General features: G+C 72.3%; 21 protein-coding genes and 1 pseudogene. 10 read left to right on the forward strand and 12 right to left on the reverse strand.

The genetic code is table 11. From position 1 onward, the window contains the following. Window positions 1-112: 112 nt before the first annotated feature. From OG534_RS31415 to bioB, 4 genes and pseudogenes are all read right to left on the reverse strand, one after another. Window positions 113-526: pseudogene (locus OG534_RS31415) on the reverse strand (ankyrin repeat domain-containing protein); the annotation flags it as partial. 10 nt (window positions 527-536) lie between these two features. Then, window positions 537-1,277, reverse strand: a complete 741-nt coding sequence (bioD, locus tag OG534_RS31420) for a dethiobiotin synthase (RefSeq protein ID WP_326592525.1) — start codon at window positions 1,275-1,277, stop codon at window positions 537-539. A gap of 1 nt (window position 1,278) precedes the next feature. Next, complete coding sequence (locus OG534_RS31425; protein WP_326592526.1) at window positions 1,279-2,607, reverse strand: adenosylmethionine--8-amino-7-oxononanoate transaminase; 1,329 nt, start codon at window positions 2,605-2,607, stop codon at window positions 1,279-1,281. Beyond that, complete coding sequence (bioB, locus tag OG534_RS31430; protein ID WP_326592527.1) at window positions 2,600-3,874, reverse strand: biotin synthase BioB; 1,275 nt, start codon at window positions 3,872-3,874, stop codon at window positions 2,600-2,602. Before bioB ends, OG534_RS31425 begins: the two co-directional genes overlap by 8 nt. Before the next feature lie 156 nt (window positions 3,875-4,030). Here bioB and OG534_RS31435 point away from each other — a divergent pair, with 156 nt between their 5' ends. Beyond that, window positions 4,031-5,203 (forward strand): 8-amino-7-oxononanoate synthase, encoded by a 1,173-nt coding sequence (locus OG534_RS31435; RefSeq protein WP_326592528.1) that lies wholly within the window; start codon window positions 4,031-4,033, stop codon window positions 5,201-5,203. A 6-nt stretch (window positions 5,204-5,209) separates the two neighbouring features. On the opposite strand, the gene OG534_RS31440 is transcribed toward OG534_RS31435, so the two are convergent. Together OG534_RS31440 and OG534_RS31445 are read right to left on the reverse strand one after the other, a co-directional pair. Further along, on the reverse strand, window positions 5,210-5,431 hold the full coding sequence (locus OG534_RS31440) for a DUF397 domain-containing protein (RefSeq protein WP_326592529.1): 222 nt from the start codon (window positions 5,429-5,431) through the stop codon (window positions 5,210-5,212). 12 nt (window positions 5,432-5,443) lie between these two features. After that, on the reverse strand, window positions 5,444-6,328 hold the full coding sequence (locus OG534_RS31445; protein ID WP_326592530.1) for a helix-turn-helix domain-containing protein: 885 nt from the start codon (window positions 6,326-6,328) through the stop codon (window positions 5,444-5,446). Between the two features lie 196 nt (window positions 6,329-6,524). On the opposite strand from OG534_RS31445, the gene OG534_RS31450 reads away from it, so the two are divergent. The 8 genes from OG534_RS31450 to OG534_RS31485 all read left to right on the forward strand — a co-directional run bounded on the left by OG534_RS31450 (window position 6,525) and on the right by OG534_RS31485 (window position 14,006). Further along, complete coding sequence (locus tag OG534_RS31450; protein WP_326592531.1) at window positions 6,525-6,974, forward strand: ATP-binding protein; 450 nt, start codon at window positions 6,525-6,527, stop codon at window positions 6,972-6,974. Window positions 6,975-7,474: 500 nt separating this feature from the next. Continuing rightward, window positions 7,475-7,777 carry an urease subunit gamma gene (locus OG534_RS31455; RefSeq protein WP_326592532.1) on the forward strand — a complete coding sequence of 101 codons (303 nt, stop codon included), beginning with the start codon at window positions 7,475-7,477 and terminating at the stop codon, window positions 7,775-7,777. Between the two features lie 18 nt (window positions 7,778-7,795). Next, on the forward strand, window positions 7,796-8,107 hold the full coding sequence (locus tag OG534_RS31460) for an urease subunit beta (RefSeq protein ID WP_326592534.1): 312 nt from the start codon (window positions 7,796-7,798) through the stop codon (window positions 8,105-8,107). Continuing rightward, a complete protein-coding gene (locus tag OG534_RS31465; RefSeq protein ID WP_326592536.1) occupies window positions 8,100-9,821 on the forward strand; it encodes an urease subunit alpha in 1,722 nt (573 codons plus the stop codon). Before OG534_RS31460 ends, OG534_RS31465 begins: the two co-directional genes overlap by 8 nt. A 31-nt stretch (window positions 9,822-9,852) precedes the next feature. Then, complete coding sequence (locus tag OG534_RS31470; protein ID WP_326592537.1) at window positions 9,853-10,527, forward strand: urease accessory protein UreF; 675 nt, start codon at window positions 9,853-9,855, stop codon at window positions 10,525-10,527. 67 nt (window positions 10,528-10,594) lie between these two features. Continuing rightward, on the forward strand, window positions 10,595-11,290 hold the full coding sequence (ureG, locus tag OG534_RS31475; RefSeq protein ID WP_326592538.1) for an urease accessory protein UreG: 696 nt from the start codon (window positions 10,595-10,597) through the stop codon (window positions 11,288-11,290). A gap of 74 nt (window positions 11,291-11,364) precedes the next feature. Further along, entirely contained in the window at window positions 11,365-12,084 is a 720-nt protein-coding gene (locus OG534_RS31480) for an urease accessory protein UreD (protein WP_326593969.1), read from the forward strand. A 254-nt stretch (window positions 12,085-12,338) separates the two neighbouring features. Further along, window positions 12,339-14,006, forward strand: coding sequence for an alpha/beta hydrolase (locus OG534_RS31485; RefSeq protein WP_326592539.1), 1,668 nt, complete (start codon window positions 12,339-12,341; stop codon window positions 14,004-14,006). Between the two features lie 27 nt (window positions 14,007-14,033). Here the strand turns inward: OG534_RS31485 and OG534_RS31490 are convergent, their stop codons facing one another. The 6 genes from OG534_RS31490 to OG534_RS31515 form a co-directional block, all read right to left on the reverse strand. After that, a complete protein-coding gene (locus OG534_RS31490) occupies window positions 14,034-14,744 on the reverse strand; it encodes a lysophospholipid acyltransferase family protein (RefSeq protein ID WP_326592541.1) in 711 nt (236 codons plus the stop codon). A gap of 86 nt (window positions 14,745-14,830) precedes the next feature. Next, entirely contained in the window at window positions 14,831-14,989 is a 159-nt protein-coding gene (locus OG534_RS31495) for a hypothetical protein (RefSeq protein ID WP_326592542.1), read from the reverse strand. Window positions 14,990-15,021: 32 nt separating this feature from the next. Next, window positions 15,022-15,978 carry a cytochrome c oxidase assembly protein gene (locus OG534_RS31500; protein ID WP_326592543.1) on the reverse strand — a complete coding sequence of 319 codons (957 nt, stop codon included), beginning with the start codon at window positions 15,976-15,978 and terminating at the stop codon, window positions 15,022-15,024. A 102-nt stretch (window positions 15,979-16,080) separates the two neighbouring features. Continuing rightward, window positions 16,081-17,106, reverse strand: coding sequence for a 6-phosphofructokinase (locus OG534_RS31505; RefSeq protein ID WP_326592545.1), 1,026 nt, complete (start codon window positions 17,104-17,106; stop codon window positions 16,081-16,083). A gap of 215 nt (window positions 17,107-17,321) precedes the next feature. Then, window positions 17,322-18,050: a type 1 glutamine amidotransferase gene (locus OG534_RS31510; protein ID WP_326592546.1), complete on the reverse strand. Its 729-nt coding sequence runs from the start codon at window positions 18,048-18,050 to the stop codon at window positions 17,322-17,324. 20 nt (window positions 18,051-18,070) lie between these two features. Continuing rightward, window positions 18,071-19,309 (reverse strand): MurT ligase domain-containing protein, encoded by a 1,239-nt coding sequence (locus OG534_RS31515; RefSeq protein ID WP_326592547.1) that lies wholly within the window; start codon window positions 19,307-19,309, stop codon window positions 18,071-18,073. A 123-nt stretch (window positions 19,310-19,432) separates the two neighbouring features. Here OG534_RS31515 and def point away from each other — a divergent pair, with 123 nt between their 5' ends. Then, on the forward strand, window positions 19,433-19,978 hold the full coding sequence (gene def, locus OG534_RS31520; protein ID WP_326592549.1) for a peptide deformylase: 546 nt from the start codon (window positions 19,433-19,435) through the stop codon (window positions 19,976-19,978). The last annotated feature ends 346 nt before the right edge of the window (window positions 19,979-20,324 follow it).

A 20,324-nucleotide genomic window follows, 5' to 3' on the forward strand; every position in this document is an offset into this window, starting at 1 on the left:
GGCGGTGTCAGGAAAGGATCGGGGCTCTGCCCCGGGCCCCGCGCCTCAAACGCCGGCGGGGCTGGATTGGGCCGGCGGGGCTGGAGTTGCGCGGCGAGGTGGGTTGGGTTGGGGGGAGGGCTCCTGCGGTGAGGAGGGTTTTGGTTGTTTCCGGGTGGGGGGCTCTCAGGGACCAGGCCAGGGGGGTGAGGCCCGCGCCTTGGTCTTCGGGGAGGTTCGGGTCGGCGCCGTGGGCCAGGAGTTCGCGGACCGTGTCGGTGTGGCCCCAGGACGCGGCCGCGCACAATGGCGTGCCCTCGGTGCCGTGTCCGCTTTCCGTGTTCGGGGAGGCGCCCGCTGCCAGGAGGCAGCGGACGGTGTCGAGGGATCCCTGAACGGACGCCGCGTACAGGGGAGTGGTGCCCTCGGGGTCGGCCGTGTCCGGGTGGGCGCCGGCCAGCAGCAGCGCTCGGACACGGTCGGTGCGCCCGAACGCCGAGGCGGCGACCAGCCGCCTCGACAGTTTCTTCTGCCGTCTTCGGTTCACGGTCGCCCGGTCAGCTCTGCAGGGCGAAGGCCGGAGGGGCCCAGGTGGCGAGGAACCGGTCCGCCGACCAGGCGCCCGACAGGGGTGGGGCCAGCCAGGAGGGGGCCGCGGTGCGGAAGCGGTCCGGCGGGAGGGTGCCCGCGCCCTCCGGGGCCGCGCCCAGGAGGGGGAGGCCCGAGGACTTCGTGAGGTCCGCCAGGTTGCAGCGGGCCGCCAGGTCCGGGGACTCGGGCCAGCTGCCGATCACCACGCCCAGCGCGGTCAGGTCCCGTGCCCGCAGGGCCTGCGCCGTGAGGGTGGTGGAGTTGAGGGTGCCGAGTCCCGCCGGGGCGACGATCAGCGTCGGGGCGTCCAGGAGGCGGGCCGCGTCGGCCAGCGTGTGGCCCGCCTCGTCGAAGCGGACGAGCAGCCCGCCCGCGCCCTCCACCAGGACCAGGTCGTGGTCCTCGGACAACCGCAGGGCGGCCTCCGCGATGTCTGCCGGGGCGAGCGTCGCCAGCCCCGCGCGGCGGGCCGCCGTGTCCGGGGCCAAGGGCTCCGGGTAGCGGGCCAGTTCGACCGCCGTGACGGACGGGCCGGCCAGGCGGACCGCTTCCGCGGCGTCCCCCGGCTCCTGCGGGCCGACACCCGTCTGCGCGGGCTTGAGCACCGCCACCTTGCGGCCGGCCGCCACCGCGGCGGCCGCGATCGCCGACGTGACCACCGTCTTGCCGATCTCCGTGCCCGTCCCGGACACCATCAACACGGACATGTCAGCCTTCCTGCGCCGCCGCACACACCGCACGGCAGATACGGGTCACGTCCGCATCGCCGGTGACGAACGGCGGCATGACATAGATCAGGTCCCGGAACGGGCGCACCCACACGCCCTCGCGCACCGCCGCCCGCGTGGCGGCCACCACGTCGACGTCGTGGTCCAGTTGGACCACGCCGATCGCGCCGAGCACGCGTACGTCCCGCACGCCCGGGATCGCGGCCGCGGCCGCCAAGCCCTCGCGCAGCCCCGCCTCGATCCGCTTGACCTCGGTCGTCCAGTCCTGGCCGAGGAGGAGGTCGACGGAGGCGAGGGCCACGGCCGTCGCGAGCGGGTTGCCCATGAAGGTCGGACCGTGGGCGAGTACGGGGACGTCGCCCTGGGAGATCCCGTCCGCCACCCGCTCGGTGCACAGGGTCGCCGCCAGCGTGAGGTAACCGCCGGTCAGCGACTTGCCCAGGCACATCACGTCCGGGGTGATGCCCGCGTGGTCCGCCGCGAAGAGCGCACCCGTACGGCCGAATCCCGTGGCGATCTCGTCCAGGATGAGGAGGACGCCGTACTCGTCGCACAGGTCGCGCAGCACCCGGAGGTAGGCCGGGTTGTGGAAGCGCATGCCGCCCGCGCCCTGCACCACCGGCTCCACGATGACGGCGGCCAGCTCGTCCGCGTGCGCGGCGATCAGGGAGCGCAGGTGGTCGGCGTACGCCGGGTCCACGGGCGTGTCGAAACCACCGGGCGGGGCGTCCGCGAAGACCTGCCGCGGCAGGTGACCCTGCCACAGCTCGTGCATCCCGCCCTCGGGGTCGCAGACGGCCATCGGCTGCCAGGTGTCCCCGTGGTAGCCGCCGCGCCAGGTCAGCAGCCGGGTCTTGCCGGTGCGCCCCACCGAACGCCAGTACTGGAGGCACATCTTCACCGCGACCTCGACCGAGACCGAGCCCGAGTCGGAGAGGAACACGTGTTCCAGTCCCGGCGGGGTGATCTCGACGAGCTTCGCGGCGAGCCGGACGGCGGGCTCGTGGGTGAGCCCGCCGAACATCACGTGCGACATCTGGCCCAGCTGCGCGGTCACGGCCTCGTTGAGCACCGGGTGGTTGTACCCGTGGATCGCCGACCACCAGGAGGACATGCCGTCGACGAGCTCCTCGTGGCCGCCCTCTCCCTGAGACGGGTCGGCGAGCCGCAGCCGCACCCCCGAGGCGGAGGCGATGACCAGCGGCTCCTGCCGTCCGGGCATCGGACCGTACGGGTGCCAGACGTGCTGCCGGTCCAGGGCGAGCAGTTCGCAAGCGCCCGACGACGGGGGTGCGAGCCGGTCAGGCATTGGGCGCGATGTCCGTTCCCGCGCCGCGGCGGCGCACCGCCACCAGGTCCGAGCGGACCTCGCCGGGCACGGCCTGGGCTGCCAGGGGCACGGCCTGGGCCGCCACGGGCGCCGCCTGCGCGTGCTCGTGCCCGGAGCAGCCGCCGCACGCCGAGCCGCAGCCGGCGGCCGGGGCGTCCTCGGCGGTGGAGGCGCCCGAACCGCAGAGGGAGGCGCCGCCGTTCGAACCGCAGCCTCCGGAGGGAGCCGCGGCCGCCACGTCGGAGCGGTGCGCGGGAAGGGTCGTCGTACCGGCGCCCTCCACCTCGAAACCGGCGTCCGCGATCATGTCGAGGTCGGTCTGGCCGGCCTGGCCCTCACTGGTCAGGTAGTCGCCCAGGAAGATCGAGTTGACCACGTGCAGGGCCAGCGGCTGCAGCGAGCGCAGGTGCACCTCGCGCCCGCCCGCGAGCCGGACCTCGACGTCGGGGCAGACGAAGCGCGCCATCGCCAGGATCCGCAGGCAGCGCTGCGGGGTGAGGTTCCACTCCTTGGCCAGCGGGGTGCCCTCGAAGGGGATCAGGAAGTTGACCGGGACCGAGTCCGCGTCCAGTTCGCGCAGGGAGAAGACGACGTCGACCAGGTCCTCGTCGGTCTCGCCCATGCCCGCGATCAGGCCGGAGCACGCGGACAGGCCGGCGGCGTGCGCCTTCTCCACCGTGTCGACCCGGTCCGCGTAGGTGTGGGTCTTGGTGATCTGCCCGTACGTCGCCTCGGAGGTGTTGAGGTTGTGGTTGTAGGCGTCCGCGCCCGCGTCCCGCAGCCGCTCCGCCTGGCCGTCCGAGAGCAGGCCGAGGCACGCGCAGACCTCGATGCCCTCGTTCTGCTCCTTGATCGCCGCGATCGTCTTGCCGACCCGGTCCACGTCCCGGTCCGTCGGCCCGCGGCCGCTCGCGACCAGGCAGACCCGCTTCGCGCCGCCCGCGACACCGGCGGCGGCGGCCTGGGAGGCCTCCTCCGGCTTCAGCCAGGTGTACTTGAGGATCTCGGCCTTCGACCCCAGGCGCTGGGAGCAGTACGAGCAGTCCTCGGGGCACAGCCCCGACTTCAGGTTGACCAGGTAGTTCAGCTTGACGCGACGCCCGAACCACTGGCGGCGCACCTTGCCGGCAGCGGCCACCACGTCGAGCAGTTCGTCGTCAGAAGTCGCCAGTACGGCGAGCGCCTCTTCGCGGGTCGGCAGCTCGCGCCGCAGCCCCTTGTCCACCAGGGTGTTCAGCAGGTCCATGGACCCGATCCTGTCCCACACGACCACTCCCGGCCAAGGAGAGATCGCACAACATGGCCGGATGGGTGTGTGTGTATCACCACACCTGGCGCACAAGTCACGGCGGCTAGGGTCGGGCAGGTCTGTGGACTGCCGACAAAACACGAGGACATGCCCATGCCCCAGCACACTCCCGACCCCGCGGACGTCTTCGCCTGGATCGACGCCGCGGAGAGCGCCCGGGAGCAGGCCGGTCTGGTCCGTACGCTCCGCCCGCGCCCGCCGGTGTCGCCGCTGCTGGACCTGGCGAGCAACGACTACCTCGGGCTGTCCCGGCACCCCGAGACCATCCGGGGGGCACGGGAGGCGGCCGAGTGCTGGGGCGCCGGAGCCACCGGTTCCCGTCTTGTCACGGGGACGACCGAGCTGCACGCGGAGCTGGAACGGGAGCTCGCCGCCTTCTGCGGTTTCGAGGCCGCGCTGGTCCTGTCCTCCGGGTACGCAGCCAACCTCGCCGCCGTCACGGCGCTCGGCGCCTGGGGCACGCTGGTCGTCTCCGACGCCGGGAACCACGCCTCGATCGTCGACGGCTGCCGGCTCGCGCGCGCCGAGACCGCCGTGGTTCCGCACGCCGACCCGGAGGCCGCGCGCAAGGCGCTGGCCGCGCACGAGGGCCGGGGCCTGCTGGTCAGCGACTCGGTGTTCTCCGTGGACGGCGACGCCGCCCCGCTCGCCGGCTACGCCGGGGTCTGCCGGGACGAGGGCGCGGTCCTGCTCGTGGACGACGCCCACGGGCTGGGCGTGCTGGGCGAGGGAGGCCGCGGCGCGCTGCACGCCGCCGGGCTCGCGGGGGCGCCCTACGTGGTCGCGACCCTGACCCTCTCGAAGTCCCTGGGCAGCCAGGGCGGAGCCGTGCTCGGCCCGGCCAAGGTGATCAGACACCTGGTCAACACGGCGCGCACCTTCATCTTCGACACCGGGCTGGCCCCGGCCGCCGCCGGCGCGGCACTGGCGAGCCTGCGCCTGCTCCGGCGGGAACCGGAGCGCGCGGGCCGCGCCCGTGAGGTGGCCGCCGAACTGTACGAGCGGCTCACCGCGTCCGGCCTGACCGCGGCCCGGCCGGACGCGGCCGTGGTGTCGGTGCGGGCCCCGTCGGCTTCGGCGGCACTGCGCTGGGCCGCCGACTGCCGCGAGGCAGGTCTGTCCGTGGGGTGCTTCCGCCCGCCGTCGGTGCCGGACGGCATCTCCCGGCTGCGGCTGACCGCTCGGGCCGATCTCACGGGGGAGGAGATCAACCGGGCGGTCGGGACGATCCTTGCGACCGCGCCCGCCGGAGCCACGGACCGGTAGGCGGGATCACGCGCGCGCGTCCGCCCGTACCGAGGCGAGGAAGCCGTCCCAGGCGGGCCCGGTGAAGAGCACGGCCGGGCCGTCCGTCCGCTTGGAGTCACGGACGGCCAGCAGGCCGCCGCCGAGGACGGCCGCTTCCACGCAGTTGTTCATTCCGGTGCTGCGGCTGCTCCGCCGCCACCGCGCGCCGATCAGAAGTCCGCTGGTGGATAAGGGGGTTGCGGACACGGGGGTGCCTCCTTACGCGTCGTCAGCGAGTGAGCTGATGAGATCCGACGAGTCCTGGGGCGAAAGGGCGTGCGCCTGGATGGTGCGGAACGCGGCGCCGTACGCCTCAAGGTCTTCCTTCCGCTCCAGATAGAGGCTACTCGTCAAATGGTCGAGTACCACCACATCCAGATCGGCGATGTTCGGAAATGAGAAAATGACGAACGGCCCCGTGAGGCCGAGATGTCCCCCCACGCTGAACGGCAGCACCTGCAGGCGCACTTGGGGAAGCCGCGCCACCTGCGCCAGGTGCCGCAACTGCTCCGTCATCACCCCCGGCCCGCCGATCTGCCGGCGCAGCACCGCCTCGTCCAGCACCGCGCTCAGCTCCAGCGGCGGATCGGCCCGCAGCACCGACTGCCGGGCCAGCCGTACGTCGACCAGCGCGTCCACCTTCGGCTCCGGCAGCCCGCCCAGCGCGGCCCGGGTCACGGCCCGCGCGTACTCGGGGGTCTGCAGCAGCCCCGGTACCACGGACAGTTCCACGGTGCGGGCCGACCGGGCGCCCGCCTCCAGGCTGATGAAGTCCCGGTACTCCTGCGGCAGCAGCCCCCGGTAGTCGTGCCACCACTGGCGGCCCCGCCCGGTGTCGCCGCCCGGTCCGGGGCCGGCGGCGGAGGCCGACAGCGCCTCCAGCAGCGCGCGCTGCTCCGGGCTGACGATCTCCCCGTAGACGTCGAGGAGCAGCCGGATGTCCTCCGGTTTCACGCCACTGCGGCCTGTCTCGATGCGGCTGATTTTCGACTGGTGCCATCCCATGATCCGGGCCGCCTCACCACTGGTGAGTCCGGACCGGTCACGCAGGGCACGCAGTTCCTCGCCGAGCTTGCGCCGACGCACCGCGGGACCGTGCTGCACACCCGCCTCCTTCCACCGGCACAGCTCGCACCAGTCTGCCGTCCAAATACGCTCTTCCGTAGCAGAGTTCACCGCATCGAGCGACAGATATATGCATATCTTGGGGGAACAGCGGATCCGGCGGCACGATGAGTGGCACTCTGGCGTCCAGCACAGATCCGGGACGTTTCGCCCCGGTGGGAAAGGGACCGTCGCCATGGCAGACCACCAGGAAGCATCCGTCACTCTGCCGAGCGATCCCGCCTCGGTCGCCGCCGCCCGACGCTACGTGGCGGAGGTGCTGGGCGAATGGGGACTCCCCGATGACGCCGAGACCGCCGACAGCGTCCGGCTGATCGTCTCGGAGCTCGCCACCAACGCCGTGCAGCACACATTCGGCCAGTCGCCCACCTTCACCGTCGACCTCCGGCTGGAACGCCAGGAGTGGCTGCGCGTCGGGGTGACCGACAGCCACCCGCGCTGGCCCAAGCGACTCCCGGCCGCCGTGCAGCAGGACAACGGCCGGGGCATGGTCATCATCCGCTGGCTCACCGCGGAGGCGGGCGGCCGGCTCTCGGTCACCCCGACCGAGGACGGCGGCAAGACGGTGTCGATCGCGCTGCCCTGGACGGTCGGAGCCCCGGCCGCGACCGCCCGCGGCTGCTGATCCCTCCGGGGACCTGGACGAGGGCGCCCCGGACGGGGCGCCCTCCGCTATGCCGCGCTCCGGGTCATGCGGTTCTCTGCGATGCCGCGCTCCGGGTCATGCCGCGCTCCGGGTGTCCCACGCTCCGCGCGATGCCACGCTCCCGGCGATGCCGCGCCCGACGTGCCGCTGAACAGTCCGTGAACGCAGGGCTGCCCATTCCCGGCCTGGCGAATCCGTATACGGAAGTCGGGCCCGAGGTACCGCGGGGTTCGAACCGGGTGCCTTCCCGAAACGTGCGTTAACTCAGCGGAAAAGAGCGGCCCTTAGCGTGGCGGGCACGTGCGACCACCAACGATCATCCATGATCCGGTAAAGCGGCGGTGGTCGGAACGAAAAGCCTTCCTCTGCGTTGGGCAAGAGACGCTTGGGTCGTATATGCGCAGGTCAACAGAGTGTTGAGCACCGCTATGGTCGCCTCGGCGCGAAGTCGATCTTGTCCCGGAAGCTTGGTGATACGCGTGCAACTGACACCGCACGAGCAGGAGCGACTGCTCATCCATGTGGCCGCCGACGTGGCCGAGAAGCGAAGGGCGCGCGGGGTCCGCCTCAACCATCCGGAGGCGGTCGCGCTGATCACGTCGCACATCCTCGAAGGGGCCCGCGACGGGCGGACCGTGGCCGAGCTGATGGCCTCCGGCCGTACCGTCCTCGGCCGCGACGAGGTCATGGAGGGGATCCCCGAGATGATCCACGACGTCCAGGTCGAGGCGACCTTCCCCGACGGCACCAAACTCGTCACCGTCCACGACCCGATCGTCTGAAAGGGAGTGCCACCCCCCATGATCCCCGGCGAGATCGCTTACGGGGACGGCCCGGTACTCCTCAACGAGGGCCGTCCCGTCACCCGCCTCACCGTGCTCAACACCGCCGACCGTCCCGTCCAGGTCGGCTCCCACTACCACTTCGCCGAGGCCAACCCCGGCCTCGACTTCGACCGTTCCGCCTCCCGCGGGCTGCGCCTGAACGTCGCCGCCGGTACGGCCGTGCGCTTCGAGCCGGGCATCCCCGTCGCGGTGGAACTCGTACCGCTGGGGGGCCTGCGCACCGTACCGGGGCTGCGCGGGGAGACCGGAGGGCCGCTCGATGGCTGAGATCTCCCGCCCGGTGTACGCCGACCTCTTCGGGCCGACGGCCGGGGACCGGATCCGGCTCGCCGACACCGACCTCTTCGTCGAGATCGAGCAGGACCTCAGCGGCGGCCCCGGCCGGGCCGGCGACGAGGCCGTCTTCGGCGGCGGCAAGGTGATCCGAGAATCCATGGGGCAGGCCCGCACCACCCGGGCCGAGGGCGCTGCGGACACCGTGATCACCGGGGTCGTCGTCCTCGACCACTGGGGCATCGTCAAGGCCGACCTCGGCATCCGCGACGGCCGGATCTGCGGCATCGGCAAGGCCGGCAACCCCGACACCATGGACGGGGTCGACCCCGCGCTGGTCATCGGCCCCGAGACCGAGATCATCGCGGGCAACGGGAAGATCGTCACCGCCGGCGCCATCGACGCCCACGTGCACTTCATCTCCCCGACGATCATCGAGGAGGCGCTCGCCTCCGGGATCACCACCCTGGTCGGCGGCGGCACCGGACCGGCCGAAGGCACCAAGGCCACCACCGTCACACCGGGGCCCTGGCACCTGGCCCGGATGTTCGCGGCGCTGGAGGCCTACCCGGTCAACATCGGCCTGCTCGGCAAGGGCAACACCATGTCCCGCGAGGGCATGCACTCCCAACTGCGCGGCGGAGCACTCGGGTTCAAGATCCACGAGGACTGGGGTTCCACCCCTGCCGTCATCGACGCCTGCCTGAGCGTCTGCGAGGAGACCGGCGCCCAGGTCGCCATCCACACCGACACCCTCAACGAGGCCGGCTTCGTCGCCGACACCCTCGCCGCCATCGCCGGGCGGACCATCCACTCGTACCACACCGAAGGCGCCGGCGGCGGGCACGCACCCGACATCATCACCGTGGTCTCCGAGCCCAACATCCTGCCCAGCTCCACCAATCCGACCCGGCCGCACACCGTCAACACCGTCGAGGAACACCTCGACATGCTGATGGTCTGCCACCACCTCAACCCGGCCGTACCCGAGGACCTCGCCTTCGCCGAATCCCGGATCAGGCCCTCGACCATCGCCGCCGAGGACGTCCTGCACGACCTCGGGGCCATCTCCATCATCTCCTCCGACTCCCAGGCCATGGGCCGGGTCGGCGAGGTCGTGCTGCGCACCTGGCAGACCGCCCACGTGATGAAGAAGCGGCGCGGCTCCCTCCCCGGCGACGGACCCGCAGACAACCACCGGGCCCGCCGCTACGTCGCCAAGTACACGATCAACCCCGCGGTGGCCCAGGGGCTCGCCCGCGAGATCGGCTCGGTCGAGACCGGCAAACTCGCCGACCTGGTGCTGTGGAACCCCGCCTTCTTCGGGGTCAAGCCCGAACTCGTCATCAAGGGTGGACAGATCGCCTATGCGCAGATGGGCGACGCCAACGCCTCCATCCCCACCCCGCAGCCCGTCCTGCCCCGGCCGATGTTCGGCAGCCACGGCCGCGCGCCCGGCCTGAACTCGCTGAACTTCACCGCACAGGCCGCGCTCGACGACGGACTGCCCGAACGGCTCGGACTGGGCAAGGAGTTCGTGGCCATCGAGAACACCCGCAAGGTGACCAAGGCGGACATGCGCAACAACGACGCCATGCCGAGGGTCGAGGTCGACGCCGACACCTTCACGGTCACCATCGACGGGGAGGCCGTGGAACCGGCCCCCGCGACGGAACTGCCCATGGCCCAGCGCTACTTCCTCTTCTGATGGGGCGCAGCCTGATGAGAGGCCACTGCCGATGAGCCGCGCCGCGCTGCTCGTCCTCGCCGACGGCCGCTTCCCCGCCGGGGGCCACGCCCACTCCGGCGGGGCCGAGGCCGCCTGCAAGGCGGGCCGGATCCACGACGCCGCCACCCTGGAGGACTTCTGCCGGGGCAGGCTGCACACCGCCGGCCTCACCGCGGCCGGCCTCGCCGCGGCCGCCGCCCTCGGGCTCGACCCGGCGGAGCTGGACGCCGCCGCCGACGCCCGCACCCCGTCGCCCGCGCTGCGCACCGCGGCCCGGCGGCTGGGCCGGCAGCTGCTGCGGGCCGCCCGGGCCACCTGGCCCGCCGCCGAACTGGAGGCGCTGGCCGCGGCGTTCCCGCGCGGGGCCCACCAGCCCGTGGTGCTCGGCGTCACGGCCCGGGCGGCCGGACTCGGGCCGCTCGACGCCGCGCACGTGGCGGCGTACGAGAGCGTCGGAGGGCCCGCCACCGCCACCGTTCGGCTGCTCGGCCTGGACCCCTTCGAGGCGAGCGGGGTCCTGGCCCGGCTCGCCCCCGACCTCGACGCCGTCGCCGCCGAGGCGGAGCGGGCCGCGCTGCGCGCCCGCGCCGAGGGGGCGCAGGCGCTGCCCGCGGCCTCCTCCCCGCTGCTGGACATCTCGGCGCAGGCCCATGCCGACTGGCCGGTACGCCTGTTCGCCTCCTGAACGCCACCGTCACGTCCTCGTCCCTTCCCGAACCCCCACTCCTGAACGCCCCCAAGGGAGACCTCCCATGCACCTCGACCACGCCGTGACCTACCCCCACCGGCACACCCACAGCGCCGCGCCCGTACGGCCCGACGGCAGCCGGCGCGCCCTGCGCATCGGGCTCGGCGGACCGGTCGGCTCCGGAAAGACCGCCACCGTCGCAGCCCTGTGCCGGCTCCTGCGCTCCGAGCTCTCGATGGCCGTCGTCACCAACGACATCTACACGCGGGAGGACGCCGAGTTCCTGCTGCGCGAGGCCGTCCTGCCGCCCGAGCGGATCACCGCCGTCGAGACCGGCGCCTGCCCGCACACCGCAATCCGCGACGACATCTCCGCCAACCTGGAGGCCGTCGAGGAACTGGAGGAGGCCTTCCGGGAGAGCGGCCCGCTCGACCTGATCCTCGTCGAGTCCGGCGGGGACAACCTCACCGCCACCTTCTCCCGCGGCCTCGTCGACGCGCAGATCTTCGTCATCGACGTGGCCGGCGGGGACGACATCCCCCGCAAGGGCGGCCCCGGCGTCACCACCGCCGACCTGCTCGTCGTCAACAAGACCGACCTCGCCCCCCACGTCGGCTCCGACCTCGACCGGATGGCGCGCGACGCCGCCGAGCAGCGCGGCGAACTCCCCGTCGCCTTCCAGTCGCTGCGCGGCCCCGACGGGGTGGCCCCGGTCGCCGCCTGGGTGCGCGAGCGGATCGCCGCCTGGTCCGTACGGTGACCAGCGCGGCCACGACGACCGCCATCGCCGGGGCGCCTTTGGCGGGCCTGCGGGCCACCGCCCGCATCCGAGCGATGGCCGACGGCCGGGGCGGGACCGCCCTGCCGCTGCTCGCCGGGGAGGGACCGCTCGCGCTGCGCCGCACCCGCGGGTCCGCGGCCGAGGCCGGGGTCATGCTGGTCGGTGCGATGAGCGCCCCGCTGGGCGGGGACCACCTCACCGTCGAGGCGACCGCCGGGCCCGGGGCGAACCTCGCCCTGGCCTCGGCGGCGGCCACCCTGGCGCTGCCCGGCCGGGGCGGCGCGCCCGCGCGGTACGACGTGGACCTGACCCTGGAGGACGGGGCGTCGGTGCGATGGCTGCCCGAACCGCTGGTCTCGGTGCGCGGCAGCGACCTGCGGGTGCGCACCCGCGTCCACGTCGCCCCCACGGCGCGCCTGCTGCTGCGCGAGGAACAGGTGCTGGGACGGTGCGGAGAGGCCCCGGGCCTGCTGCGCAGCCGCCTCACCGTCACCCGCGGCGGCCGTCCGCTGCTGGACCAGGAACTCGCCTGCGGACCCGGCGCGCCCGGCGGCTGGGACGGCCCGGCGGGCCTGGCCGGCCACCGGGCGCTCGGCCAGCTCCTCGTCGTCGACCCCGCCTTCGCCGAGGACCCGCCCGCGGCGGCGGTGCTGGGGGAGTTCGCCGCGGTGACGCCGCTGGCCGGTCCGGCCGTCCTCGTGACGGCCCTGGCCCCGGACGCCCTGCGGCTGCGCGAGCTGCTCGACGCGGCCTGCCGTACCTACCACCGGTGAACCGGGGCAGTGAGACGAGGAGGAGGGGAGGGGAGGGAAGGGGAAGGGCGGGACGGAGGAACGGAGGAACGGAGGAACGGGGCGTCGGACACCGCTCAGCGGTACAGGCGTTGCCGGTTATCGGGTTGGCAAAGAAGTCCCTCCCGCTCTGTCGCCGGGTCCGGGTCAGACGACAGGATCCCCCTGCACGCCGACGACCGAACCCGACCAACCCGGCCGCCCACGGCGGCATCTGACGCAGGGGGAACAACCACGTGATACGCAACGCGGCGCTGGGGAGCGCCGCCACACTGATCACCGGCACGCTGGCGGCGAGCCTGCTGCTGGCCCCGCCGGCCGCGGCGGCCCCGTCCGACCCCGGCTTCCGGATGCCGGAGGTGCTGGGCGTGCAGCTCGCCGCCGCCCGCGCCGCCCGCACGGGGATCGACTGGAAGGACTGCCCCGAGGACTGGGGCCTGGAGAAGCCCATCCAGTGCGGCTGGGTGAAGGTCCCGCTCGACTACGCGAAGCCGTACGGCAAGACCATCGAGATCGCCGTCGACCGGATCGGCAGCACGGGCACCCGGCAGGAGCGCCAGGGCGCGCTCGTCTACAACCCCGGCGGCCCCGGCGGTTCCGGCATGCGCTTCCCGCGCCGCGTGACCACCAAGAGCCCGCTGTGGGTCAACACCTCCAAGGCGTACGACTTCGTGGGCTTCGACCCCCGCGGTGTCGGCCACTCCGCGCCCATCTCCTGCATCGACCCGCAGGAGTTCGTCAAGGCTCCCAAGGCCGACCCGGTCCCGGACGACGAGGCCGACAAGCGCGCCCAGCGCAAGCTCGCCGCCGAGTACGCGGACGGGTGCAAGGAGCGCAGCGGCGAGATGCTGCCGCACATGACCACGCCGAACACCGCGCGCGACCTCGACGTGATCCGCGCCGCCCTCGGCGAGGCGAGGCTGAACTTCCTCGGCGTCTCCTACGGCACGTACCTCGGCGGGGTCTACGCGACCCTGTTCCCGACCCACGTGCGCCGCATGGTCGTCGACAGCGTGGTGGACCCGTCGCAGGACAACATCTGGTACGAGGCCAACCTCGGCCAGGACGTCGCCTTCCAGATGCGCTGGAACGACTGGCAGGACTGGGTCGCCAAGAACGACGGGGTCTTCCACCTCGGCGACACCCGCGCCAAGGTCGAGGCCAAGTGGCAGGAGCTGCGGGGCAAGGCCAAGGCCGCCCCGATCGGCGGGGTCGTCGGCCCGGCCGAGCTCATCGGCTTCTTCCAGGGCGCCCCGTACTACGACTCCTCCTGGGTGCCCGTCGCCCGGACCTGGGCCGCCTACGCCGCCGGTGACGAGCAGGCGCTCGTCGACGCCATCGCCCCGGACATGAGCGACATCAAGGGCAACGCGGCCTCGGAGAACGGCAACGCCGTCTACACCGCGGTCGAGTGCGCGGACGCCAAGTGGCCCACCAGCTGGGCCAAGTGGGACCGGGACAACACCCGGCTCCACGAGAAGTACCCGTTCCTGACCTGGTCGAACGCGTGGATGAACCTGCCCTGCGCGACCTGGAAGTCCAAGCAGAGCACTCCGATCGCGGTCGGCGCCAAGCGCATCCCGCCGGTCCTGATCGTCCAGTCCGAGCGGGACGCGGCCACGCCGTACAAGGGCGCGGTCGAGCTGCACCGCCGCCTCGCGGGCTCGCGCCTGATCACCGAGCAGAACGCCGGCTCGCACGGAGTCACGGGCCTGGTCAACCCCTGCATCAACACGCGGGTGGACACCTACCTGCTGACCGGCAAGGTCGACGCCCAGGACGTGACGTGCGCCCCGCACGCCGCCCCCGTCGCCCCGGTCCCGGCCCCGGTCGCCGCGCTCTCGCTCGACCACGGCTCCGGTGCCGGCTGGCCGGCGCGTGAGGAGCTGCCGGCCGTCCGCTAGGTCCGGCCCGCTCGTACGGGAGGAGGCTCAGCGCGACCTGCGCCGGGCCTTCTTCCGTTCCTCCTCTTCCTCGGCCTTGACCTCGGCCGCGTACCGGTCGACGTACTCCTGGCCGGACAGTTCGAGGATCGCGTACATGATCTCGTCGGTGACCGCCCGCAGCACGGCCCGCTCGCCTTCCATCCCGGCGTACCGGGAGAAGTCCATCGGGCGGCCGAAGCGGATCGTCACCCGCCGGATGTTCGGGATCTTCTGCCCGGGCGGCTGGATCTCGAAGGTGCCGACCATCGCGCAGGGCACGACGGGCACCCCGGCGCCCAGGGCCATCGCGGCCACGCCCACCTTGCCCTTGTAGAGCCGGCCGTCGTGCGAGCGGGTCCCCTCCGGGTAGATGCCCAGCAGCTCGTCCTTGGCCAGCACCGCCAGCCCCTCGCGCAGCGCCGCCTGCCCGGCGTTCTTGCCGGAGCGGTCCACGGGGATCTGCCCGGCGCTGCGGAAGAAGGCGGCCGTGAGCCGGCCCTTGACCCCGGGGCCGGTGAAGTACTCGGCCTTCGCGAGGAAGGTGATCCGCCGCTTGAGGATCGCGGGCATCAGGAAGTGGTCGGAGAACGACAGGTGATTGCCCGCGACGATCGCGGCACCCTCTGCCGGGATGTTCTCCAGGCCCTCGATCCGAGGCCTGAACAGCAGCCGTAGCAGGGGTCCGAGCAACACGTGCTTGAGCAAGTGGTAGAACACCAGGCCGCTCCCTGTCGATATCCCGTTGTCACCGACATTTTACGGACGGTGAGTCGCGGGCCGGCAGAGGGCGGCGGGAACCTTCCTCACACGCTGCGCGAGGCGGCCATCCCGGCGGTCAGCAGCCCCAGCACCACCCAGCCGAACCACAGCCAGCCGTTGCTGCCGAGGACCACGGAATACGTGGCCACGGCCACCAGTGCGGCGAAGGTCATGACGGCCATCGCCTTAACGGATCCGGTCATGCCCCATGGTGACGCGCGAAGGCGGTGTTCCGCTACTGGCCACGCGCTTGCAGCGAGGCGAGATAGGCGTTGTACGCCGCCAGCTCCTGGTCGCCGTTGCGGTCCTCGGCCCGGTCGGAGCGCTTCGCGGCCCGCTGCTCGGAGTGGTACCACTGGTAGACCAGCGCGATCAGGACCAGCACCGAGGGGATCTCGCTGAACGCCCAGGCGATGCCGCCGCCCCACTGCTGGTCGAGCAGCGCGTCGATGCGGAGGGAGGCCGGCGGGTTCGCGTACGTCTTGATCATCGGCTGGCTCGCCATCATCAGGGCGATGCCGAAGAAGGCGTGGAAGGGCATGCCCGCGAAGAGCTCCAGCATCCGCATCACGTAGCCCGGACGGTGCGGACCCGGGTCGATGCCCATGATCGGCCAGAAGAAGATCAGGCCGACGGCGAGGAAGTGGACCATCATCGCGATGTGCCCGGTCCGGCTCTCCATCAGGAAGTCGAAGAGCGGGGTGAAGTACAGGCCGTAAAGGCTCGCGATGAACATCGGGATCGTGAAGGCGGGGTGGGTGACCACCTTCATGTACCGGCTGTGCAGCAGCATCAGCAGCACCTCGCGCGGCCCCTTGTGGCCACGGGCGGCGGGCGGCAGCGCGCGCAGCGCCAGCGTCACCGGAGCGCCCAGCAGCACCAGGATCGGGGTGACCATGCTGATCACCATGTGCTGGACCATGTGCACGCTGAACATGACCATGCCGTAGTCGTTCAGCTTGGTGCACATCATCAGGACCACGGTCAGCACGCCCAGGGTGAACGCGATGGTCCGGCCCGGCGGCCAGGAGTCCCCGCGCCGGCGCAGCCGCAGCACGCCCCACCCGTACAGCGCGAGCGCCGCCAGCGAGCTGACCAGGAAGAAGGCGTCGAAGGAGAACTCCAGCCCGCGTCCGAGAGTGAACGGCGGCAGGTCCATGTCCATGACCGTGCCGTGCCCGCTGTGATCCATCTGTTCACTCCCTTGACCGTGGTGCCCCACCACAGTAGTGCCGCCCCCGTACGCTCGTGCGCGCGGGGGCGGCTCATGACAAAAGGGGCGTACGACAGGGCGTCAGAGAACGGTCTGGGCCTCGTCGTACCGCGCCGCCGGCACCGTCTTGAGCGTCGAGGTGGCCTCGGCGAGCGGCACCATCTCGATGTCCGTGCCGCGCAGCGCTGTCAGCATGCCGAACTCGCCGCGGTGCGCCGCCTCCACGGCGTGCCAGCCGAAGCGGGTGGCCAGGACCCGGTCGTACGCGGTGGGCGTGCCGCCGCGCTGGACGTGGCCCAGGATCACTGGACGGGCCTCCTTGCCCAGGCGGTGCTCCAGCTCCACGGCGAGCCGGTTGCCGATGCCGGCGAACCGCTCGTGGCCGTACATGTCGACGCCGCCCTCCGCGAGGTCCATCGAGCCGGGGCGCGGCTTGGCGCCCTCGGCGACCACGACGATCGCGAACCGCTTGCCCGCGGAGAAGCGCTCGCCGACGATCGCCGTCAGCTCCTCGATGTCGAAGGGGCGCTCCGGCACGACGATCGCGTGCGCGCCGGCCGCCATGCCCGAGTGCAGGGCGATCCAGCCGGTGTGGCGGCCCATGACCTCCACGACCATCACGCGCTGGTGGGACTCGGCGGTGGTCTTCAGCCGGTCCAGCGCCTCGGTGGCCACGCCGACGGCCGTGTCGAAGCCGAAGGTGACGTCGGTGGAGGCGATGTCGTTGTCGATGGTCTTCGGGACGCCGACGATGGGCAGACCGGCCTGCGAGAGCAGGTTCGCCGCCTTCAGCGTGCCCTCGCCGCCGATCGGGATGATCGCGTCGAGGCCCAGGTCCGCGACGTGGCCGCGGGCGCGCTCCACGCCGTCCCGCAGGTGCGCGGGCTGGACGCGGGAGGAGCCGAGTATGGTGCCGCCGCGGGCGAGGATGCCGCCGACGGCGTCGAGGTCGAGCTTGCGGTAGTCCGCCTCCAGGAGGCCCTTCCAGCCGTCGAGGAAGCCGATCACCTCGTCACCGTGGTCGACGACCGCGCGGTGCACGACGGAGCGGATGACGGCATTGAGGCCGGGGCAATCGCCACCGGAAGTGAGCACACCTATGCGCATGGCAGGAACGGACCTTTGCAACGTGGGCCGACGACCGGACCACGTCGTCCGGTTGGAACTACGGCCACCCTACAAGCGGTGGAGCGGTCGGCTGAACCATCCTCCACATGCTGGTCGCACTCGTCGTACGAAACCACGTCGGCCCGGTTCCCCCTAGGGAAAACCGGGCCGAACAGATGATGACGGGGCCGCCCCGATGAGCGGTCCGCGGGGTGCTACGCGGGCTGCGTCGCGGCGGCGATGCGCTCCGCGCGCAGCGCCTCGTACCACCGGTCGTCTATGGCCGGCAGCGCGTTCACGTCGAGGGCCAGCTTCAGCAGCAGGTCCGCGATCTGCGGGTTGCGGGCCATCACGGGGCCGTGCATGTAGGTGCCGAACACCGTGTCGTTGTACGCGCCTTCGGTGCCGTCGCCGGTGCCGTTGCCGCGGCCCATGGTCACCCGGGCGAACGGCTTGGCCGTCGGGCCGAGGTGCGTGACGCCCTGGTGGTTCTCGAAGCCCGTCAGCTGCGGCAGGCCCAGGCGGGGGTCGATGTCGGCGAGGACGTCGCCGACGCACCGCTCGCCCTCACCGCGCACGGTGACCACGTCCAGGAGGCCGAGACCCTCCTGGCGCTGCCCCTGGTCGTTGACGAACTCCTGGCCGAGGATCTGGTACCCGGCGCAGACGGAGAAGACGATCGCCCCGTTCGACACGGCGCGCTCCAGACCGCCGTCGCGCAGCAGGCGCTCCGCGGCCAGGCGCTGCGGCCGGTCCTCACCGCCGCCGATCAGGTAGATGTCGCCCGAGGTGGGGATCGGCTGGTCGCTGCGCACGTCCACGCGCTGCACGTCCAGGCCGCGCTGACGCGCCCGGCGCTCCACCACGAGGGCGTTGCCCTGGTCTCCGTACGTGCTCAGCAGGTCGGGGTAGACCCACACCAGACGCAGGCTGTTGTCGCTCATGCTCTTGTCCTCTATGGGTACTAGTTGCCGACGCGGCGGCGCACGTCCTGGAAGGCGGTGTAGTTGGCGATCAGCTCGATCTGTCCCGGCGGCGCGAGCTGCACGGCTTCGTCGAGGGTCTCGCACACCCGGAAGTCCAGGCCCGCGACCTCGAGGCGGACCGCGAGGTCCAGCTTGCGGTCACCGATCACGAAGATCGGGTGGCCCGCCAGACGCGGGTAGTCCACGTCCCACAGCCAGGAGGTGTCGGTGCCGTCGGCGCCGCGCGCGTTCACCGAGAGGATCACCGGGGTCGGCGGCGGGTCGATCAGCGAAAACGTTTCGAGCCAGCCGGCCGGGTTCTTCGCGAGCAGCAGCCGCAGCTCACGGCCCTGGAAGTTCACCACGTCGTAGCGGCCGGCGACGGCCTGCACCTGGTACATCCGCTCCAGCGCGACCTGCGGCGGGACGCCGAAGACGGCGGCCACGGCGGCCGAGGTGGCCGCGTTGGCCTTGTTGGCGCGGCCGGGCAGCTGGAGGTGGATCGGCCAGGCCGAGCCGTGCGGGTCCAGCACGTGGTCGCCGGAGAGCACCCAGGTCGGGGTGGGGCGCCGGAAGCCGCACTCGCCGCAGAACCAGTCGTCGCCCGGGCGCTGCATGACACCGCCGCAGGAGGGGCATGACCAGGCGTCGTCCTTCCACTCCTGGCCGGCCGCGACCCACACCACATTCTGCGAGGAGGAGGCGGACCAGACGATCAGCGGGTCGTCGCAGTTGGCGACGATGACCGCCTTGGAGCCCGAGAGGCCCTCGCGCCACTTCTCCGCGAGCATGCGGGTCTCGGCGGCGCGGTCCAGCTGGTCGCGGGAGAGGTTGAGCAGGGCGATCACCTTGGGGGTGACGTCCCGGGCCACTCCGGCCAGGTACTTCTCGTCGACCTCGATGACGCCGTACTTGGCGTCCGAGCCGCCCGCCAGGGCCGAGGTGATGCCGGCCGGCATGTTGGCGCCGAGGGCGTTGGAGACGACCGGACCGCTGGCCCGCAGGGCCTCCGCGATCAGCCGGGTCGTCGTGGTCTTGCCGTTCGTCGCGGAGACGAGGACGACGTCGAGATGTTGCGCCAGCGCGCCGAGAAGATCGGGGTCGAGCCTGAGTGCGACCTTGCCGCCGATCACCGATCCGCTTCCGCGTCCCGCGGCCCGCGACACCGCCGCCGCGGCCTTGCCCGCCGTCACGGCCAGCTTGGCCCGCGGCGAAAGCGGCTCTGTGTTGCCTGCCATCGTCCCTTGTCCTCCTTGCGTCGGTCGCCCCCAGCCTATCCAGTACCGGCCGGAGCCTTGACCGCGGCGCCCCCGCCCCGCCTCGGATCTCCTCATATAGTCGCCCGTCGTAGGCTTACGGCCATGCGACAGCGCCTCATTCCCGGTACCACCGGACTCGTCCGCACCATGAGCCTGCTCGGTGATCCGGTGCTCCACTCGGCGTGCGCGGAAGTCACCGAATTCGGCCCGGCCCTCGACCGGCTCATCGAGGACATGTTCGCGACGATGTACGCCGCGGAGGGCGTCGGGCTCGCCGCGAACCAGATCGGCGTCGGGCAGCGGGTGTTCGTCTACGACTGCCCCGACGACGAGGACGTCCGCCACGTCGGGCACATCGTCAATCCGCGCCTGGTGACGGCCGACGGGGACGAGTTCCTCGGGCCCGAGGGGTGCCTGTCGCTGCCGGGGCTGGAGGCGGGGACGGCCCGCTACGACCACGCGGTCGTCGAGGGGGTGACGTCGGACGGGGCGGCGGTGCGGATCTCCGGTACGGGGTTCTTCGCGCGGTGCCTGCAGCATGAGTGCGATCACCTGGCGGGCACCGTTTACGCGGACCGCGTGACCGGGCTGCGGGCCCGTCGCCTGCGGCGCGCGATCCGTAAGGCCCCGTGGTCGGCTCGCGGCTAGGCCCGCCCTCTTCTCGGCTGCGCCGGGCCAAAACCCAGCCCCTCCGGCGTTTGAGGAGCGGGGTCTGGGGCGGAGCCCCAGGAACCCGGCTCCGCCGGGCACCGGGCTCTGCCCGGACCCGCGCCTCAAACGCCGGCGGGGCTGGAGTGGGCCGAGGCTCTGCCCGGACCCGCGCCTCAAACGCCGGCGGGGCTGGAGTGGGCCGAGGCTCTGCCCGGCGGCGGGGCTGGAGTGGGCCGAGGCTCTGCCCGGACCCGCGCCTCAAACGGCGGCGGGGCTGGAGTGGGCCGAGGCTCTGCCCGGACCCGCGCCTCGAACGCCGGCGGGGCTGAAACCTGCCTGGGCG

Origin of the sequence: Streptomyces sp. NBC_01294, from assembly GCF_035917235.1 — a bacterium.
Taxonomy (GTDB): domain Bacteria; phylum Actinomycetota; class Actinomycetes; order Streptomycetales; family Streptomycetaceae; genus Streptomyces; species Streptomyces caledonius.

Coding starts and splice junctions, on each gene's coding strand:
- bioD (WP_326592525.1), bottom strand. CDS start 1,277: ATGTCCGTGTTGATGGTGTCCGGGACGGGCACGGAGATCGGCAAGACG.
- OG534_RS31425 (WP_326592526.1), bottom strand. CDS start 2,607: ATGCCTGACCGGCTCGCACCCCCGTCGTCGGGCGCTTGCGAACTGCTC.
- bioB (WP_326592527.1), bottom strand. CDS start 3,874: ATGGACCTGCTGAACACCCTGGTGGACAAGGGGCTGCGGCGCGAGCTG.
- OG534_RS31435 (WP_326592528.1), top strand. CDS start 4,031: ATGCCCCAGCACACTCCCGACCCCGCGGACGTCTTCGCCTGGATCGAC.
- OG534_RS31450 (WP_326592531.1), top strand. CDS start 6,525: ATGGCAGACCACCAGGAAGCATCCGTCACTCTGCCGAGCGATCCCGCC.
- OG534_RS31460 (WP_326592534.1), top strand. CDS start 7,796: ATGATCCCCGGCGAGATCGCTTACGGGGACGGCCCGGTACTCCTCAAC.
- OG534_RS31465 (WP_326592536.1), top strand. CDS start 8,100: ATGGCTGAGATCTCCCGCCCGGTGTACGCCGACCTCTTCGGGCCGACG.
- OG534_RS31470 (WP_326592537.1), top strand. CDS start 9,853: ATGAGCCGCGCCGCGCTGCTCGTCCTCGCCGACGGCCGCTTCCCCGCC.
- ureG (WP_326592538.1), top strand. CDS start 10,595: ATGCACCTCGACCACGCCGTGACCTACCCCCACCGGCACACCCACAGC.
- OG534_RS31480 (WP_326593969.1), top strand. CDS start 11,365: ATGGCCGACGGCCGGGGCGGGACCGCCCTGCCGCTGCTCGCCGGGGAG.
- OG534_RS31495 (WP_326592542.1), bottom strand. CDS start 14,989: ATGACCGGATCCGTTAAGGCGATGGCCGTCATGACCTTCGCCGCACTG.
- OG534_RS31500 (WP_326592543.1), bottom strand. CDS start 15,978: ATGGATCACAGCGGGCACGGCACGGTCATGGACATGGACCTGCCGCCG.
- OG534_RS31505 (WP_326592545.1), bottom strand. CDS start 17,106: ATGCGCATAGGTGTGCTCACTTCCGGTGGCGATTGCCCCGGCCTCAAT.
- OG534_RS31510 (WP_326592546.1), bottom strand. CDS start 18,050: ATGAGCGACAACAGCCTGCGTCTGGTGTGGGTCTACCCCGACCTGCTG.
- OG534_RS31515 (WP_326592547.1), bottom strand. CDS start 19,309: ATGGCAGGCAACACAGAGCCGCTTTCGCCGCGGGCCAAGCTGGCCGTG.
- def (WP_326592549.1), top strand. CDS start 19,433: ATGCGACAGCGCCTCATTCCCGGTACCACCGGACTCGTCCGCACCATG.